The organism is aff. Roholtiella sp. LEGE 12411, assembly GCF_015206995.1.
Lineage (GTDB): Bacteria > Cyanobacteriota > Cyanobacteriia > Cyanobacteriales > Nostocaceae > Komarekiella.
Genome location: NZ_JADEXR010000012.1, coordinates 50,941 through 69,587, shown reverse-complemented (window position 1 = coordinate 69,587; position 18,647 = coordinate 50,941). Strand labels below are relative to the sequence as shown.

The window sequence follows — 18,647 nt, the reverse complement described above, 5'->3', positions numbered from 1 at the left end:
GGAGTGGGGGACTGGGGGGTTTGTACCATGTTTTCACTTTCTCTTCTAAATTTTGTGCAGCTTGTCTAAAAAGGTTTTCTAATAATTTTTCAGGCAATCTCGACCTTGTTTGGCAGTAAGCACTTGTATCAGTTGAAGGGATTTCCACTCCCTCTCCTGTCAAATAAGCAATTATTTTACTTACAGCATTGTGACAACTTTTATCCGTATCTCAAACCTGAGATAAAAATGCCCACAACGTTACTATTGGATCAAATAATCGCTTCTTATATTTAATTTTTAGATCATAGAGGGCTTGCTCAATTGCCGAGGGTGGTAATAATTCTTTAAAAGGTAATCCCAGACTTTGGTTAAATTTATTCTTGAGGATTTGTACTCGCAGTGTCATAGTATTAGTAGTTAGATTTGCTTGCTCGTCTCAAACAAAGTATTTCATGAACGAGTAAGCTTTTTCTACCTACAAAAAGTTTTTGCACAGCCCCCACATGCTTGTTTCATACATTCCATCGGCACAGCGATCGCCCTATGGGTGAGTACAAGATCCCAAAAAGCTCTCTCAACAAAGCGATCGCAAGTCTTGCACACTGCATCAAGCACAATCTCCTGAGTCATCCTTCCATTGTTCAATAGCGTTAAAAGCTGTGATGCGTATTCTGTATAGCTTATAGCTTTTCTTAGTGCCATTCGTTAGAGGATGTTTGAAAAGTATTAGGCGAATAGAATTCGCTACTACACAAACCAAGTCCACCTCCGTGGACTAACGAAAAATAAACAGAGATTTTCACGAATGATTTAGGATTTCTATACGAATGATTTAGAATTTCTATATAAGTCTAAACAATAACTGTTAAAACACGGGGAACTTCGGAATTGAGTTTGTATACCCGCGATTGACAATCGCCAGTTGTTGCTTGTTTTCTCAACAAGCCTTAGTTTAATCTATCGAGATTTCCTCAAGTTAGTTTACTTTTAATTAAATCTTTTTACTTTTAAGCACATAATTTCTATATGTCTCAGAAATTTTGCACAAGATGTAATATCCCCAAATTAAACAAGAGCCAAGCTTAGAGGATGTTTGTAAAGTCTAATTTATCATTTGCCCAGGCGATTAGAAATCGCGCGCCACTTGCTACAAGTCGGCATAGCCGCCCAACGCAGTGGCTTGGCTACACAGACGAAACCTGCGGAGGCAGGTTTAAAAACCTTAATTTTATGTTAGTCCGCGCAGGCGGACTTTGCCTGTGTAGTAGCGAATTCTATTCGCCTAATACTTTTCAAACATCCTCTTATGATTGATAAGGTAAAAACCAGTAAACCATAAGACTGTTTAGCAGATATTGGAGAGATAGAAGCACTAATGCGTAGGTGTAGCCCATCGTACCCCTAGGTCGAAGCAAGCTACGCATAGCGGACGCATCAGAAGACATCCCTTAATTTAAAATAAATTTAATAAAAGGCAAGAATGAATTCTAAGAAAAATCAAAAAGATATCATCTTAATAGTCGATGACACTCACGTTAACTTACAAGTATTATTCCATTTTTTAGAGGATTATGGGTTTAAAGTTCTAGTCGCAGAAGATGGAGAAAGTGCAATTGAGATGGCAGAATATACCTTTCCAGATCTGATTTTGCTGGATGTATTAATGCCAGGAATTAGTGGTTTTGAAACGTGCCAACGCTTAAAAGCCAATCCAGCAACTCAAGATATTCCTATAATATTTATGACTGCCCTTACGGATCAGGTAGATAAAATCAAAGGTTTGAATATTGGCGCAGTGGATTACATTACTAAACCCATAGAAAATGACGAAATTTTAGCGAGAGTAAATATCCATTTGCGTTTGCGAAACCTGACGAAAAAACTCACAGAACAAAATGAGCGTTGGGAGGTAGAAATCTTTGAACGCAAACGCGTAGAGGAAAAATCACGTCGTCATTCAGCCGCATTAGCTGAGTGGAACAATCGTTATCAAGCATTAATTCAGGCGAGTGGTCAGATTCTCTACGACTGGAACTTGCTTACCAACGATATTAAATATGACGGCAATGTAGAAGAGATATTAGGTTACTCCATGTCTGAGATGTCAGGAGGTTTGAAGCGTTGCATAGAGTTGATTCATCCTGAAGATAGAAACTTATTTACCCAAGAGCTTAAGCGTGTTTTATCCACAAACGAGCGATTGCACCTAGAATTTCGTATGTGTCGCAAAGATGGCACTTACATCACAGTTGAAGACAATGGCTATTTCTTTTTAGACTGTACAGGTAAAGTTGCTCGCATGGCAGGTTTTATAATTGATGTTAGTGAACGGCAAGCTGCGCTATGCGAACGCAAACAAGCACAAGCCGAAAGAGAGCAAGCTTTTGTAGCACTTCAGCAAAGTGAATCCCGGTTTCGGCGTTTGGTGGAATCGAATATTATTGGCATTACTTTGACAGATTTGAGTGGCAATATTACAGAAGCTAATGATGCCTTTCTCCAGATGCTGGGATATGACCGAGAAGCATTACTTTCAGGAAAATTGCGTTGGCCAGACATGACGCCGCTAGAATATCACAGTTTAGATGAAAGAGCGATCGCAGAATTAATCAGTGCTGGAGTTTCTACTCCTTTCGAGAAAGAATACATTCGTCAAGATGGTAGCCGTGTTCCAGTGGTAGTTGGTCGTGCGCTTGTGGAAAAATCTCAACAAACTACTGTGGGTTTTGTTCTCGACATTAGCGATCGCAAACAAGCAGAACAAAAAATCCGCGAACAAGCTGCTTTACTCGACATTACCACAGATGCAATTCTTGTCCAAGATTTAGACAACCGAATTAAATTTTGGAATCAAGGAGCTGAACGTCTCTACGAATGGATGTCAGAAGAAGTATTGGGAGAAAATGCCAATGAGCTTCTGTATAAAAAGCAAACTTTAGCACAAGTGAAAAACATTCAGAAAATACTAGCTGAGGATGGTTCATGGCAAGGTGAGTTACATCAACTCACAAAACAAGATAAAGAGATTATTGTTGCCAGTCGCTGGACATTAGTACACGATAATCAAGGACACCCTAAATCCATCCTAATTGTCAACTCCGATATTACAGAGAAAAAACAACTCGAAGCGCAGTTTCTCCGGGCCCAGCGCATGGAAAGTTTAGGTACTTTAGCAAGTGGTATCGCCCATGACCTCAACAATGCCCTAACACCAATGATGATGACAGTGCAACTTTTGGAGGCAAAACCTTCAGATGAAAAAAGTCAGCAATGGCTGTCAATTATGGAAACAAACGTTAAACGCGTGGCCGATTTAGTCAAACAAGTGCTGTGGTTTTCACGAGGGGCTGAAGGTAAGTTTAAAACTTTGCAGGTGCGGGTTTTAATTTCAGAAATTGAAAAAATTCTTAAACAAACATTTTCCAAAACTATTGAAGTCTGTATCGATATTCCCAAACAAGACCAGTGGAAGATCTCCGGCGATGCTACTCAGCTCAAGCAAGTGCTGATGAACCTCTGCATTAATGCTCGCGATGCTATGCCTGATGGCGGTATCCTGAAGATTTCTGCTAGGACTTTCTGGGTTGACAGCAACTATGCCCGGATGAATCTTGATGCTAAGGTGGGTTCCTACGTAATGATTACCGTTTCTGATACAGGCGTAGGAGTTCCTAGAGAAATAATAGACAGAATTTTTGAGCCATTTTTCACAACCAAAGAACTGGGAAAAGGCACAGGTCTAGGTCTTTCAACAGTAATCGGCATTGTCAAAAGCCACGGCGGTTTTGTGAATGTAGTTAGTGAAATGGCAAAAGGTACAGAGTTTCAAATGTGCTTACCCATCACCAAAACAATTGAGACAGATAATAAATTAGTTAAACATCACGAATTACACACAGGAAATGGAGAAGTAATTTTGGTTGTTGATGATGAAGATTCAATTCGTAAAATTACTAAAACCTGTTTAGAGAAAAATGCTTACAAAGTTCTGCTAGCTTGTGATGGAATTGAAGCGATCGCTCTATATACACAACATCAAAAAGAAATTAGTCTTGTATTGATTGATATGATGATGCCATCGATGGATGGGCCGACAGCTATTAATGTATTAAAAAAAATTAATCCAAACATCAAAATTATTGGTGTTAGCGGGCTAGCCTCTAACCATGAAATGATTAAAACCCTTGGTGATAATATCAAAATTTTTATGTCCAAGCCTTACACATCAAATGACTTATTAAGAAATTTACACATAGTTATTAATACAAAATAAGAGTCAAGGGTCAAAAGTCAAGAGACAGTATTTATTTAATCTCCTTGTCTTCCTTGTCTCCCTTGTCTCCCTTGTCTCCCTTGTCTCCCTTGTCTCCCTTGTCTCCCTTGTCTCCCTTGTCTCCCTTGTCTCCCTTGTCTCCCTTGTCCTCCTTGTCCCCCAGCAAGATGCTAAGCAGGAATGGTAATATATCTTAATGGCTGCTCTAATCCTCGCTATTGATGAACAAACCATTGGATGAAACGCTGTCAATCAAAACTGCTGAACGTATAAACAGCAAAGCTAGCACTCCGTTTGATAATGCTTACAAAGCAGTACTAGTAACGGAGGGAGCAAAATATGTTCAGGGATTTTTAGCTTTTGCTGGTAAGCCATACAGACCGATTGAACATAGTTGGATTGAGATAGGTAACAACTCCGAAGTAAGCATAATCGATCCCACACTACCGCACCTGAACAAAAATCCTCAAGAACTTTGGTATTTTCCAGCACAAAGCCTGAGCGCAAAAAAACTGAAAGCAGTAATTGAAGAATCGAAAGAAGATTATCCAGAAGACGATCCTCTACCAATTTATGGTGATCCACCTTATGAATATTATGGTGATGTAATGTTAGGTGGTCAAGACTATTTAGCAGCATATCAAGCCGCCGAGGCTAAGTGCAAAGAAATTAACCAATTAAACCCTGAGAATAACTAACAAAGCACTCTATTTAAATATAGAAGCCTCTAAAATATTTACCAATGACAAATGATAAACCTTAATTAATAAGATTTGCCATCACTACCAAAGTATTCTCGATAGCCACAAATTTGGTCTCCACGCACATCAAAAGAAACCGCTACCCGATTTTTGTAAGGCTGTTCAAATAAAACTCCCTCATCTCGAAACTCAAAGACAGCAGTCGTTTCATTGCTAGTAACGCTGTCTAAAGACTTCAATTTCAACCCAGGACTGAAGGAGTCAGACACGTATTGAAAAAATTCTCTAGCTCGTTCTTTTCCCACATTCGACCCGTGAAATTTCCCCATTGGAAACCAAAGGGTAAAATCTTCTGTGAGCATATTTAATAATGCTTCCCATTCTCCTGTAGCCATACCATGTATCAGATGCTCAAATGCCTGCTGAGCAACTTTTAAAGTATTTTCTGATTCTTGTATCATTTTAATTAGCCTTTAATATCTAACTTTTATACAATTTTGGATATTGATATAGGAATCATATTTGATTTGGGAAAAAAATTCAGTACATCTTTATTACTTCTTCTCCATGCCCCATTGCCCCTTCGCCCCTAATCCCCAAAGGGGGCCCCGAGTTCCCCAGAGGGGGCCCCACCTTCTCCATTCGGTGTCTCTACGAGTCAGTTCACGAATCAAATCGGATTACTATAGCTAAAACCTGACAACCACTTTGCCACAATTGTGACCACTAAGCAGGTATTCCACAGCCGCCGAAATGGATTCTACACCATTAAATTCGGCTGAGTCAACGGCAACTTTTAGCTTGTCGGTGTAGAACATATTTAACAAGCGATCGCGTGCCTCTGTGATATATTCTTAATAATGAGGCATAAAAAAGCCTCTAACAGAAGCTGCTTTCCAAAATAGCTGATGATAAATCCGGGGTTGGGTAACTTGTTCCAGGGTTTTTGCATATTCAGAAATGAAACCAACTACCACTAAACGCCCCCGCACAGCCAAATTATTAATGCAACTATCGAAAACTTCTTTACCTACACACTCAAAAATCAAGTTAATCCCATTGGGGTATTCTTGCTTGAGGACTTGATTGAGGTTTTCTGTATGATAGTTGATAATGCGATCGCACCCTAATTCCTTCAGTAACTCCGCCTTCACTTGCGAACTACAAGTACCGAATAGCACTAAGTTAAAATACAGCCCTTACCCTGACTGTCAGTTAAACTTAAAGATGATAATGCCTTAATAAGTTTTAATAATTCTGTTATGAGTACCAATTCGTCTGTTAATTCTCCCGTCAAGCCTGAATCCATGTTCGGAACGCGGATGAGAAATTTCTTAATCGCAATCGTAGCGATCGCCCTCAGCGTTGCCTTATTCTTGGGACTACGTACTCAAACTACTTCAGTTTCCCTTGCCAAGTTAGATCAGGGGTCTACACCTTTAGAAGTAGCGATCAGCAATGGCAAACCATCCCTAGTGGAGTTTTATGCTGATTGGTGTACTGTCTGTCAGAAAATGGCACCAGATATTGCCCAACTAGAAACACAATATGCTAAAAAGCTGAATTTTGTCATGCTGAATGTGGATAACACCAAATGGTTGCCAGAAATGCTGAAATATCGAGTGGATGGCATTCCCCATTTTGTGTTTTTGAGCCAGGATGGGGAAACCATAGCGCAAGCCATCGGCGATCAACCCCGCACGATTATGGCCAGCAACTTAGAAGCTTTAGCTACTGGTTCATCTCTGCCTTATGCTCAAACTAGCGGGCAAGTTTCCAAATTCTCAGCTCCAGTAGCACCAACAACTAGTCAGGACGATCCCCGCAGTCATGGAAACCAAGTAGTAAATTAGCAATTGAATAATACTCAACAATCATAGGTTGCTCTTATCCTATTAAGTACTAGGTACTAAGTACTGGAAAGCCCATACTTGCTTTTTACAGTAATTTTGACATGGTACTATGAAAAGTACCAAGTACTAGAGCTAAATAACAGTTATGCCTAAGAATCAAGTAAAGTTCCTCTTGAATGATAAACAGCAAGCTCAGTTCAAGGCACAAGTGGTTGCTTCTGGGTCAACTCAGCAGGAATATATAGTTTCTAAAGTACTGGCTGAGAGTACCCCAAGCGCTTTAGTAGAAATCATCAAATCTCAACAGGAGACAATAGCTAGCCTAACAGAGATTATAAAAGACAAGCAAAGTACCACAAAGAAAATAGATCAAGATAATTCTAAAGATACCAATTATCAGGAGAAGGATTTAGATTCTTCAGCGATTATTGAGCCAGATCAGTCCACTAAAGATGTACAAGAGATAGCCCCAAAACCTACTCAGTTGAGCCGAGTAGATCTGATAGCGCGGTATAGTCTAAATGATGGGGATTATAACAAGCTTGCATCCCAAGCCCAAGAACAAGGTTGGGTAGAATTAGATGGTATACGGTGGCAAGTATCCGGCAAGAAAACTAAGGCCGTCTGGACAGTATTAGAACCTTTGGAAGTGCCAGGATAAACTTAAAGTGACCCCTTGAAACAAGGTAAGAAGCAAAAAATAAAAAAAGTTTTTAGCTGAAACAGCAAATTGGTGAATGCGGGGGATCATTTTTCGATTCACAATTACTTAATTTTCATCAGTTGTTATTGATCAATAAATAACAACTGATAACTAGTAATTAATCACTAACCAATAAGTTTTTGCCAAGTTATTGCGCCCACAATTCCATCAGCAACTAAACCATTCTGCTGTTGAAATTGCTTAATTGACGCCTCTGTCTGCGGGCCGTATACACCATCTACTTCAATACCTAAACGGTGTTGCAAGTATCTAACAACTGGGCCGCCAGCGTGGTTAGGTCTGACGATTCTTTTTGCTAAAATCAGATTGATTGCATTCCATGTAGTTTGATCAGTATTTCCGGTTGATTGAATTCCGGCAATAATCTGAAATTTTTGTACAGCAGATTGTGTGCTAGGCCCAATTGAATTATCTTCTACTAACGCCTTACCATTTTTATCAGTTATTTTTAGTCTATTTAAAGCTTTTTGCAGTCTAAGAATAGTGGTATCTGCATTTTGTTCCTCATCTGGTACGGGGTTAACAGGTGTACTTGGCACTTGTCCAGTTAAACCTTTGACAATCGCATTGGCCATTGCTTCGGCGTTAAAAAGATTCATATCTTTTGCTGAATCAATGAAGCAGCCTTCTATAAGAATTGCGGGCATATCTGTATTTCTCAGAACATACAAGTGGGAGCCGCTTTTAACACCGCGATTAAAAAATCCCAATTTAGTAATTTCATCTAATACAGGTTTAGCAATTTTTCTACCAGTCTCGCTAGTCGCAAATACTTCTGTCCCATTAGCTTGACCATTAAAGGCATTAAAATGAATCGAGACATAAATACCTACATTACTGGCATTAGCTCTAGTACATCTTTTTGAAAGTGAATCGCGTACCGTACTAGCACTATCTGGTTTACATGCTATTACTTCATTCCCTAAAGCTTTTAACTTGGCTATAACTCTATTGCCTACATCTAAAGTTAAATTATCTTCAATTCTGATTCCTCTAGCTCCTGTGTCTGGTGGACAATTATGCCCGATATCAATTCCAAATTTCATTTTTTCCTCCTTCAGGTATTGTCAGAATAGTTAAAACCTCTTTAGGTTCTTAATAAGAATTTCTATTCATCATTTTGCGGAAGTGCTTTTTAGCAATTGGTAATAGGTAATTAAGGTAAGGTATGGTATGACTCATTATTATTCTAATAGATGAAAATCGGGAGCATCTATTTTTGGAAGAAACACCGGGCGATTGAAAATCGCGGCTACACACACGTTCGCGAATAGCGTCTCGCAGAGAAGTCCGCCGACGCAAACTCTCCCAAACCCGCGCAGGCGGGTTTAGTTTGTATAGCTCCAGACTTATAGTCTGTTCGCTTAGCGTGCGCCTTAGCGCAGGGCAATCTGCCAAAACGGGATACTCACTAAAAATCTGGCATAAGTAAAACTAATTATTTTTTTGATATGATAATATTTTATTTTCAACAAACCATTGTAACAGAAAAATAAAATTGGTAATGTTGATTAGCATTGTAAAGAATCCAGTTACTTTTTCCCTTTTAAGCAAGTCTTGAACAAGTTCCGCGGGTTTAAGTCCCCCGGTTCTGTAATCGGTAAGTTTTGTGTTGGGGTTAAATCCCCATTACAAAACGTAATTGCGATCTTCTCTACGAGACGCTCCGCGAACGCAGCGGGGCGTAGCCCATTGCGAATTGCGAATTGGTTTAAGCAAGTCTTGAAGAATCTGCGTCTCTTCAGAGCGCAGAGTGTCAATGAGTCCCCTTTCTCCTTTTACCGAGAAGTATGATCAAAAAGGGGGGAGTGAGTACTGGGAAATATTTAATACGCAACTATCCCAATAACTTTGCTGGATAAGAACTTGAGTAGATTGAGCAGCCTGATGAAAAGGAGCAGATGGACTGAATCTGTGGGTAGATATTTAACAATCAGTCTGAAAGCATGTTTAAGATCTAAGTAAAGAAATATTTCGTGGCTTACGGGCATGAAACGCATCGTTTTGATTGCTGGGTTTGAATCGTTCAACGCTGACTTGTACAGGAAAGCAGCTTTTTTGGCTAACTCTCGCTGTCCAGAGTTGGATATTCGGGTGTTTAGCGATCGCGATATTACCACTAAACGCCTGGAGGTGGAAGCAGCACTTGATGGCGCTGATGTATTTTTCGGTAGCTTGCTATTTGATTATGATCAGGTTTTGTGGCTGCGCGATCGCATTTCCCAAATTCCCATCCGCCTGGTGTTCGAGTCAGCCTTGGAATTGATGAGTTTAACTAAGCTGGGTGCTTTTGCTATTGGCGATAAACCCAAAGGAATGCCTAAACCAGTTAAATTCATCCTCGACAAATTTAGTAATGGACGAGAAGAAGACAAACTTGCTGGTTATATCAGCTTCTTAAAAATCGGCCCTAAACTGCTCAAATATGTACCAGTGCAAAAAGTTCAAGACTTACGCAACTGGTTAATTATCTATGGTTACTGGAATGCTGGCGGTTCAGAAAACGTAGCCTCGTTATTCTGGATGCTAGCAGAAAAATACTTGGGTTTAAAAGTTGGTGATATTCCTCCACCAATCGAAACCCCCAATATGGGATTACTTCATCCCGACTATCTAGGGTTTTTTGAATCGCCGCAAGCATACCTAGAATGGTATCAAACCTCTTGTAGAGACGTTGTATACAACGTCTCTACACAATCCGTTGTGGGAATTTTACTCTACCGCAAACATGTCATCACCAAACAACCTTATATTCCCCAGCTGATTCGTCGTTTTGAGGAAGCTGGGTTAATCCCTTTACCCATCTTCATTAACGGTGTGGAAGGACATGTAGCAGTACGGGATTGGATGACAACTGATTATGAAATTCAGCAACGGCAGCTCGGTAATATTGAAACACCTTCACTTTCCAATCAAGCAGTTAAAGTAGATGCTATTGTTTCGACAATTGGCTTTCCTCTAGTGGGTGGCCCAGCTGGTTCAATGGAAGCAGGACGCCAGATAGAAGTAGCAAAGCGCATCCTCACCGCCAAGAATGTGCCTTACATCGTCGCTGCACCACTATTAATTCAAGATATTTACTCGTGGACGCGCCAAGGTATTGGTGGATTGCAAAGTGTAGTCTTATATGCTTTACCAGAATTGGATGGCGCAATTGACACCGTTCCCCTCGGCGGCTTGGTGGGCGAAAATATTTATTTAGTTCCTGAACGGGTGCAGCGATTAATTGGTAGGGTCAAAAGCTGGGTTGCGTTGCGGCAAAAACCTGCATCGGAACGTAAAATTGCGATTATTTTATATGGGTTTCCTCCAGGTTACGGCGCTGTGGGCACAGCTGCATTATTAAATGTCCCGCGCAGTCTTCTGAAATTTCTTCACGCACTCAAAGACCAAGGTTACACTGTGGGAGATTTGCCAGAAGATGGAGAAGAATTGATTCGCTGGGTAAAAGAGGCGGATGAATCACACCCAACCAATGTAGAGACGTTGCATGTAACGTCTCTACCGAACAATACCGTCAACGTCCGCACATTAGAAAAATGGCTAGGATATCTGCAATCCTCCCGTATTGAAAAACAATGGAAATCTCTAACAGGAACAGGTATTAAAACCTATGGTGATGAATTCCAGATTGGCGGTGTACAGTTAGGGAATGTGTGGATAGGTGTACAACCACCTTTGGGAATACAAGGCGACCCCATGCGCTTAATGTTTGAACGGGATTTAACCCCTCATCCTCAGTATGCCGCTTTCTACAAATGGCTACAAAATCAATTTCAAGCTGATGCTATAGTTCACTTTGGGATGCACGGTACAGTGGAATGGTTGCCTGGTTCTCCTTTGGGAAATACAGGTTATTCTTGGTCGGATATTTTGTTAGGAGATTTGCCTAATTTATATATATATGCGGCGAATAATCCTTCTGAGTCGATTTTGGCAAAACGTCGCGGTTATGGGGTGTTGATTTCGCATAATGTCCCGCCTTATGGTCGTGCTGGTTTATATAAAGAATTGGTGGCGTTGCGGGATTTAATTTCGGAGTATCGAGAAGATCCGCAAAAGAATTATGTCCTTAAAGAAGCGATTTGTAAAAAGATTGTAGATACTGGTTTGGATGCAGATTGTCCGTTTGAAGATGCTGAAAAATTGGGAATTCCTTTTACTCCTGAAAATATTCGGATGTTTAGCGCTCATGCTTTTGATGATTATCTGGTAACGTTGTACGAATATTTGCAAGTGTTAGAAAATCGTCTGTTTTCTTCTGGATTGCATACTTTGGGTGAAGCGCCGAATCAGGAGGATATGGCGTCGTATTTGGAGGCTTTTTTTGGGGAGGAGTTGGCAGAAAAAAACGAACCGCAGAGGCACAGAGAACGCAGAGAAGAGATAGAAGAGGAAGAAAAGCAAATTACAGATTTGTTGATGCAAACTACGGATGAATTAACGAATTTGTTAAGGGGATTGAATGGGGAGTTTATTCCGCCTGCACCTGGTGGGGATTTGTTGCGGGATGGGGCTGGGGTGTTGCCAACGGGTAGGAATATTCATGCTTTAGATCCTTATCGTATGCCTTCACCTGCGGCGTATGAACGGGGACGGGAAATTGCTCAAAAAATTATTCAGCAGCATTTGGATGAACACAGGACATATCCGGAAACGGTGGCAGTGATGTTGTGGGGATTGGATGCGATTAAAACTAAGGGTGAATCTCTGGGTATTCTGTTGGAATTGGTGGGGGCTGAACCTGTTAAGGAAGGGACTGGAAGAATTGTTCGTTATCAATTAAAACCATTGGCGGAAGTTGGACATCCCCGTATTGATATATTGGGAAATTTATCGGGAATTTTCCGGGATAGTTTTGTCAATATCATCGAATTGTTGGATGATTTGTTTCAACGAGCAACTGATGCTGATGAATCTGAAGACCAGAATTTTATTAGAAAACATGCTTTGGCTTTAAAAGCACAAGGTGTGGAGAATGTATCGGCGAGATTGTTTTCTAATCCTGCTGGTGATTTTGGTTCTTTGGTGAATGATAGAGTCGTGGATGGTAACTGGGAATCTGGTGAGGAGTTAGGAAATACTTGGCAAAGTCGCAATGTGTTTAGCTATGGGAGAGAAGATAAAGGCCAGGCTAGACCAGAAGTATTAAATACTTTGTTAAAAACCAGCGATCGCATTGTTCAAGAAATCGATTCGGTAGAATACGGTTTAACCGATATTCAAGAATATTACGCCAATACAGGCGGTTTGAAGAAGGCAGCAGAAAAACAACGCGGTAAGAAAGTTACAACCAGCTTTGTGGAGAGTTTTTCTAAAGATACCACACCCCGTAATTTAGATGATTTGTTACGCATGGAGTATCGCACTAAGTTAGTAAATCCTAAATGGGCGCAAGCGATGGCTAATCAAGGTTCCGGTGGTGCGTTTGAAATTTCCCAACGGATGACGGCGTTGATTGGTTGGGGTGGTACTGCTGATTTTACCGATGATTGGGTATACGACCAAGCGGCTGATACTTATGCTTTAGATGCAGAGATGGCAAAGAAACTACGCAAAGCAAATCCGGAAGCTTTTCGTAATATTTTGGGGAGAATGTTAGAGGCGCATGGGCGCGGTTTCTGGCAAACTGATGCAGATAAGTTGGATAAGTTGCGCCAGTTATATGAGTTAACAGATGAGGAACTTGAGGGTGTGACGGTTTAATCTAGTATAAATACTGAATTAATGCTGAGATTATCTCAGTAAAATAAGTAAGTAAATTTACATACAGAATACCCCTCAAAAATGGGCTATTTCTGTTTGTATTTTTGTAGGACACCAAATATTATTCCCGTAGATGAAGCAAGAGAAAGTCTACGGGAAGCCATTGAACTTATCTTAATCTCAAATCGGAAACTCGCAGAACAGCAACTCTCCAGTAAAGATGTCGTCCGTGAGCAGATTTAATTTTGTGAAATACTTTAAATAATTTCCGTAATGTAATTTTTTAATATTGCTGTCAACTCTTCTTTGCTAATATTGTTTTCAGCAACCTGTATTGTTAATTCATACGCTTCTTCCTGTGCCATGTTAATTTCATAATTATTCTCGTTCAAGAATGTCACCATAACAGCGAAAGCAGTTCGTTTATTACCATCTACAAAAGCATGGTTATTAGTGATGTGAAACAAGTATGCTGCTGCTTGTTCCAAGATTGTGGGATGTAAAAGTTCTCCGCCAAAAGTTGCTTGAGCTTGGTAAATAGCAGAGTCTAAAAAGCCTTCATCGCGTATACCAAGTGAACCGCCATATTCACTTATCAGCTCACTATGTATACGTATAACATCTTCTTTTTTAACGAATTTAGGACTATGCAAGATTTTTATAAACCCAATCCCATTTTTTCTTTGATGCCAAAAAAGTAAGCACAGTTTCCGATTCTTGAGGAGTGATATCTCCTAATTCCAGTGCATCAACTTCTTTTTCAGATAATGCATTGATTCGTAAACTAGCTCTAATTAGCGATTGTATTTGATGCTTGAGAGATTCTATAAAAACGTATATTTCGTCCTTTTGGGAACTTTGAAAGTTAGCTTCACTCTTGAGTTGTCTGTATACCTCTACAAAACCTAAAGTCAGTTCTTTGAAGATTTTTATACCATCTTTATTCAAAAAAAAGTACCAGTACTCATCTACAATTTCTTTGAGCGCAAAATTGCATCTAACACTAAGTAAAACTGCTAGTTCACCTTGTTTTACTTTTTCATTCAAACCTTCTCTCAGCTTAGTCAACCTATTCAGCTTGTACTGAAGCTGTCTCATTTTCTCTCCAAGCTGACTAAGAGATATTTGCCGACTATTTGCCAATTCAAGTATCTCCGCCATTGGCTCATCTTGAGGCTTAGGATCATTTAGGCATCTTTCCAGGACTTCTATCCTTTCCTGAATGCTGGCAATTGTTTCTTGTGTAAGTATGAAGCTGTGTACCATCTTTTATGTACCTGACTTTGTGGGTTATGCGCTTCCCCTAACACTACTCTAGACTCTCAAGTAACTGACGAGCATAAGCGATCGCATCCTCCACAGTAGCCACTTTCCCCTCAGCTTGGGCTACGCTAATCTCTGCTAACAATTTGCCTATTATTGGTGAAGCTGGAATATCTAATGCTATAATTATCTCCTTCCCACTCACTAAGGGGATGGGATGAGCGACCAGATCATCAGGGTTCAGGTAGCGGTTGATCAACGGCGCGTAAGTGTGTAGTAGCTTGTCGCCAGACGTCGCCTCTACCAAATAATCAAATGCCATAGCTAGTAATGCTGTAGCAGGAAACATAATATCTGCGTCCCGGAACAAAAAACACTGTTCACGCAGGGACATGTTACTTGCTTTGAATTGCGGGAATAGTTTTAAAGATGTAGTTACACCTCGAATTTCCGCCCGGCTATAAGTTAGTTGCTGTAGCTCCATTTCTGCTAATTCTGGATTTGGGTTGACAAGACAAGCAAGCTTGGCAATACCTAACCATGTAGTTTTAATGGTATCGCGCACAGACTCTTGCAGTTGTGCCCCTAGTTGTTGCCAATTTTGGGCTAGTAAGGTGGCTGTCTTATCAACTGCTGCTAGTTTAATCAAGCTTTCGCGTGTGGCGTTTTTAAAGAAAGGAGCAAGTAAACCATCTTCCCAAGCACTGGTTATCCAAGGAGTACCCTGAGCATTTGCCAGCAGATACCCGATTTCTACCCTAACTCGTTCTGCGGCAACTTTGCTGATATGTGATGCCAAAGAGCGAATTGTGGCTTGGGTAGCTGGCTCAATGGTAAAACCCAGTTGGGCGGCTTGGCGATAAGCTCGCATTAGCCGCAAAGGGTCGTCTTCTAAGTTCGCGGGTGATACCATTCGCACAATAGCCTGTTGTAAATCAGCATAGCCTTGCAGAGGATCGATGATTTCTTGCGTATGAGGATTATAGGCGATCGCATTTATGGTAAAATCCCTTCTATGTAAGTCAGTTTCTAAACTAACCCCTTCCTGTTGGGCAAAATCAGCTGTGGCGTGAGCAAACACCACACGAGCAATTCGTCGTTTTGGGTCAAGTAACACAAAACCAGCTTTATAATGACGAGCGATCGCTCTTGCTACTTTTACCGCATCAGATGGTATAACAAAATCTAAGTCCAGATATTCGCTACTTCTGCCAAGAATCGCATCACGCACAGCACCGCCTACCATGTAAGCTGGTTTTGGCAACCATTCTAGGCTAAAAGGCCAATTTTCAGAAGCTAATGTAGAAGAGACTGAAGGATGCATTGTAATAAAAATCAACCCAGCAGTTAATGAATAACAGTTTGGCTTAAGCTAGATTAACAATAAAGGCCCTGGAGTTGGTTCTATTATGTGTATTTGCGTGAACTGCCACTATGTAGACCGCTGTGCAACCTACAATGCCGTGGAAACACAGCACCAACAGCCCCATCTGACCGAAACCCCAGATTTTGATCCGAATGAACCTTCGATCAATGTTAACATCCGTACCAAAGACGATTTCATTGAAATGGAGTGGGATGTTGTTGGCTGTCTCAGCTTTAAGCAAGAAATGGGTAAATGGTCGAAATTGCGTCCGGGTGAATTAGTGCCAACGTGATCAAATAATTAGTAGTTCGTAATTCGTAATTAATTAAGGTTTCAGAGCAACTAATTTTAGTAATGAAAAAGCAAAAAAGCGGAGTATTTTTATTTCAAGACTCCGCATTGATGCATAACTAAGATCATTACGAATTACGCATTAACAATTAGGAATTATGTTGGCAACTGACTTAGAACATCTCGAAATAACAAAATACGCTTTAGCGCTACATACCACCACTCCCGAATTGGGTTTGGTAATCAGTAATTTTGCCAGCGAAACCCGCTCTAATATTTTGAATTTAGGGCGAGATTTATCCAGTCATATACATCAATATTTAATCGAGTTTATCAAACCACAAACTTGGGCAGATTTGGCATTTATTGCAGTGGCAAAAGGGCCAGGTGGCTTTACTGGAACTCGCATTGGTGTTGTTATTGCCCGAACCTTGGGACAACAGTTAGATATTCCTGTGTTTGTTATTTCTACTTTAGCGGCGGTAGCTTGGTCAGAAGCAAGTAAAAATCAAAATTCCAAAACTTTGGCTGTGGAAATGCCAGCACAAAGAGGTAAAATTTTTGCAGCTATTTATCAACTGATGCCAAATAATTGCGGACTGATAGCCTTATTGCCAGATACAGTACTCACACCAGAAGCATGGCAGGAAACTTTGGCTAACTGGAATACAAGTTATCAACTAATTGAAGCAAAATCTGGGTTAGCAGCAACGACGACAAATATCTTAGAACTAGCTTATCTTGATTGGCAACAAGGAAAACGTCCTCATTGGTCAGAGGCTTTGCCGTATTATGGGCAACATCCGGTGGACTTGTAATAAGAGGGCATAATAGCATTAGGACTTACGCAACTGGCACACAAGGCTTCTGGTATAAGAGTCAAGGGTCAAGGGTCAAGAATCAAGGTTTTTTGGACTTTTGACCTTTGACTCTGGACAACCTCTGGCGTTAAAAATATGACACTTGCGTAAGTCCTGAGCATTTAACAAACCCTTGATTTAGTGTTAGTCCACGGAGGTGGACTAAGCTTTGTGTAGTAGCGAATTCTATTCGCCGAAAACTTTTAAAACATCCTCTTAGAAGGTATTGTTTTTTTATTCCAATAATCAGGATGCTATAAATGGTTGCCCAAACTCAAGAACTTGAAGCTCAGCACTGGGTAAAAACTCGTTCTTCCCTCGATCCCACCCAATCCACCTTCCTCACCTGGAAAGGTAAAATTTACGCCTTTATTCCCGGCGAGAAAAGACAACTCCTGTTTAAAATACTGGGGTTGAGCATTAGTAGATGTTTTCCCACAGAAGAAGGTAGCTGGGATTTTACTTCCAGAGAACTGACTTACTACCTGAATCCACAGACAGATGAGATTTTGCCCAAATGGGAGAATCCTTGGACAGGGGAGACAGTAGCGGTAATGCACGTTGCGAATAATCCTGTGCAAGGTAAATTTCAGGGTAAGTTTCCAGCGCAAGTACAGGGTGACAGCACAACCTTTGTGTTTGATTTATTTCCTACTTATCCCAATCCTTTGGCAGACAATCCTAAATTTGCCGAATACAGTCCAAATCCAATTTATCAGGCAGCGGAATTATTTAAAATCACCGTGCCAACCGCAGATTTATTCGACTCAGCACTTTCCTCAGTTTCTCAACTCCAGCTGAGTTGGGATAGAATTGGTCAATGGCTTCCCTGGATGAAAATGGGCGATCGCCCTGGTAATCTGATTTATAGTGCTTTTGGAAGTAAAGTCAGTGGTTTAACAGATTTACCCCAACTGCTGCAAAACGAAATCAATACCCGCATTCCTTTGTATAAGCAAGCCCCAAAAGCATTTGTAGAGGGGGAAGATATGACCTCCTGGTTATACTTCCAAAAGTACTTTCAGGCTTATGTAGCTGGTGAAATCTTCCCGCTTCCCCAACCCGAGGAGCAATAAATTAGCGTTTACTCTTGTCTGGAAAGAGTTTGTCAGAATTCCCCAAGCCGCGATCGCCTATAATCGAGTTAAGTTGCTAAAAAGATATTTGAAAAGTATTAGGCGAATAGAATTCGCTACTACACAAACCAAGTCCACCTCCGTGGACTAACACCAAAATCAAGGGTTTGTTAACCTGCAAAGGTAAGTTTTGTCTCGTGTAGCCAAGCCGCTGCGTTGGTGTTAGCGTTCGCGCAGCGTCTCGTAGAGAAGCGGTAGCGAGTCTTCTCCCAAGGGGAGACGCCAAGGGCGAACGAGCGTCAAGGGTTCCCCGACTTGTAGCAAGTGCCGCGCAATTTCTAATCGCTTTTCAAACAACCTCTAACAATTACCAGCTTGAATGACACCAGTTTTTCTATTTAGTGCGCGGATGGGTAGGTGTTGGTGAACAGGTAATTGGAAAAATGGCTGAATGTCCCTATATGCAACATTTTGAGGACAATAGCATCCTTAACTCATCCGCGCACCTTATCTGGACTGGCTTTTAGCCATTTGCATCTAGCCAAATTACAA

16 protein-coding genes and 1 pseudogene are annotated in these 18,647 nt (G+C 40.8%); 8 read left to right on the top strand and 9 right to left on the bottom strand.

The annotated features are described in order from the left end of the window. Positions 1-211 precede the first annotated feature (211 nt). On the bottom strand, positions 212-388 hold the full coding sequence (locus IQ246_RS04610) for a hypothetical protein (protein ID WP_194000555.1): 177 nt from the start codon (positions 386-388) through the stop codon (positions 212-214). 65 nt (positions 389-453) lie between these two features. Beyond that, complete coding sequence (locus tag IQ246_RS04605) at positions 454-612, bottom strand: hypothetical protein (protein WP_194000553.1); 159 nt, start codon at positions 610-612, stop codon at positions 454-456. Positions 613-1,462: 850 nt separating this feature from the next. On the opposite strand from IQ246_RS04605, the gene IQ246_RS04600 reads away from it, so the two are divergent. Together IQ246_RS04600 and IQ246_RS04595 are read left to right on the top strand one after the other, a co-directional pair. Next, positions 1,463-4,255, top strand: a complete 2,793-nt coding sequence (locus IQ246_RS04600; protein ID WP_194000551.1) for a response regulator — start codon at positions 1,463-1,465, stop codon at positions 4,253-4,255. A 221-nt stretch (positions 4,256-4,476) separates the two neighbouring features. Next, on the top strand, positions 4,477-4,953 hold the full coding sequence (locus IQ246_RS04595; protein WP_194000549.1) for a hypothetical protein: 477 nt from the start codon (positions 4,477-4,479) through the stop codon (positions 4,951-4,953). Between the two features lie 65 nt (positions 4,954-5,018). Here the strand turns inward: IQ246_RS04595 and IQ246_RS04590 are convergent, their stop codons facing one another. Further along, positions 5,019-5,417, bottom strand: coding sequence for a nuclear transport factor 2 family protein (locus tag IQ246_RS04590; RefSeq protein ID WP_194000547.1), 399 nt, complete (start codon positions 5,415-5,417; stop codon positions 5,019-5,021). 228 nt (positions 5,418-5,645) lie between these two features. After that, positions 5,646-6,134: pseudogene (locus IQ246_RS04585) on the bottom strand (zinc-binding dehydrogenase); the annotation flags it as partial. 84 nt (positions 6,135-6,218) lie between these two features. On the opposite strand from IQ246_RS04585, the gene IQ246_RS04580 reads away from it, so the two are divergent. Together IQ246_RS04580 and IQ246_RS04575 are read left to right on the top strand one after the other, a co-directional pair. After that, positions 6,219-6,809 carry a thioredoxin family protein gene (locus IQ246_RS04580; protein ID WP_194000545.1) on the top strand — a complete coding sequence of 197 codons (591 nt, stop codon included), beginning with the start codon at positions 6,219-6,221 and terminating at the stop codon, positions 6,807-6,809. A gap of 145 nt (positions 6,810-6,954) precedes the next feature. After that, positions 6,955-7,470 (top strand): hypothetical protein, encoded by a 516-nt coding sequence (locus IQ246_RS04575; protein ID WP_194000543.1) that lies wholly within the window; start codon positions 6,955-6,957, stop codon positions 7,468-7,470. Positions 7,471-7,637: 167 nt separating this feature from the next. Here IQ246_RS04575 and IQ246_RS04570 read toward each other — a convergent pair whose 3' ends face one another. After that, the gene (locus IQ246_RS04570; protein WP_194000540.1) at positions 7,638-8,579 is read right to left on the bottom strand and encodes an N-acetylmuramoyl-L-alanine amidase; all 942 of its coding nucleotides are present in this window, start codon (positions 8,577-8,579) and stop codon (positions 7,638-7,640) included. 943 nt (positions 8,580-9,522) lie between these two features. Between IQ246_RS04570 and bchH the strand changes: the two genes are divergently transcribed. Beyond that, positions 9,523-13,239, top strand: coding sequence for a magnesium chelatase subunit H (gene bchH, locus IQ246_RS04565; RefSeq protein WP_194000538.1), 3,717 nt, complete (start codon positions 9,523-9,525; stop codon positions 13,237-13,239). 257 nt (positions 13,240-13,496) lie between these two features. Here the strand turns inward: bchH and IQ246_RS04560 are convergent, their stop codons facing one another. The 3 genes from IQ246_RS04560 to IQ246_RS04550 form a co-directional block, all read right to left on the bottom strand. After that, positions 13,497-13,892, bottom strand: a complete 396-nt coding sequence (locus IQ246_RS04560) for a type II toxin-antitoxin system death-on-curing family toxin (protein ID WP_194000536.1) — start codon at positions 13,890-13,892, stop codon at positions 13,497-13,499. Further along, the gene (locus IQ246_RS04555; protein WP_244141927.1) at positions 13,885-14,382 is read right to left on the bottom strand and encodes a hypothetical protein; all 498 of its coding nucleotides are present in this window, start codon (positions 14,380-14,382) and stop codon (positions 13,885-13,887) included. The genes IQ246_RS04560 and IQ246_RS04555 overlap by 8 nt, the downstream gene beginning before the upstream one ends. 166 nt (positions 14,383-14,548) lie before the next feature. After that, positions 14,549-15,826 (bottom strand): CCA tRNA nucleotidyltransferase, encoded by a 1,278-nt coding sequence (locus IQ246_RS04550; RefSeq protein ID WP_194000532.1) that lies wholly within the window; start codon positions 15,824-15,826, stop codon positions 14,549-14,551. A gap of 85 nt (positions 15,827-15,911) precedes the next feature. Between IQ246_RS04550 and IQ246_RS04545 the strand changes: the two genes are divergently transcribed. The 3 genes from IQ246_RS04545 (at position 15,912) to IQ246_RS04535 (ending at position 18,095) form a co-directional block, all read left to right on the top strand. After that, positions 15,912-16,160 (top strand): Ycf34 family protein, encoded by a 249-nt coding sequence (locus IQ246_RS04545; protein ID WP_194000530.1) that lies wholly within the window; start codon positions 15,912-15,914, stop codon positions 16,158-16,160. A 160-nt stretch (positions 16,161-16,320) separates the two neighbouring features. Next, positions 16,321-16,977, top strand: coding sequence for a tRNA (adenosine(37)-N6)-threonylcarbamoyltransferase complex dimerization subunit type 1 TsaB (gene tsaB, locus IQ246_RS04540; RefSeq protein ID WP_194000565.1), 657 nt, complete (start codon positions 16,321-16,323; stop codon positions 16,975-16,977). Positions 16,978-17,279: 302 nt separating this feature from the next. Next, a complete protein-coding gene (locus IQ246_RS04535) occupies positions 17,280-18,095 on the top strand; it encodes a DUF1838 domain-containing protein (protein ID WP_194000528.1) in 816 nt (271 codons plus the stop codon). A 222-nt stretch (positions 18,096-18,317) separates the two neighbouring features. Here IQ246_RS04535 and IQ246_RS30775 read toward each other — a convergent pair whose 3' ends face one another. After that, positions 18,318-18,452, bottom strand: coding sequence for a hypothetical protein (locus IQ246_RS30775; RefSeq protein ID WP_255515453.1), 135 nt, complete (start codon positions 18,450-18,452; stop codon positions 18,318-18,320). Positions 18,453-18,647: the final 195 nt, after the last annotated feature.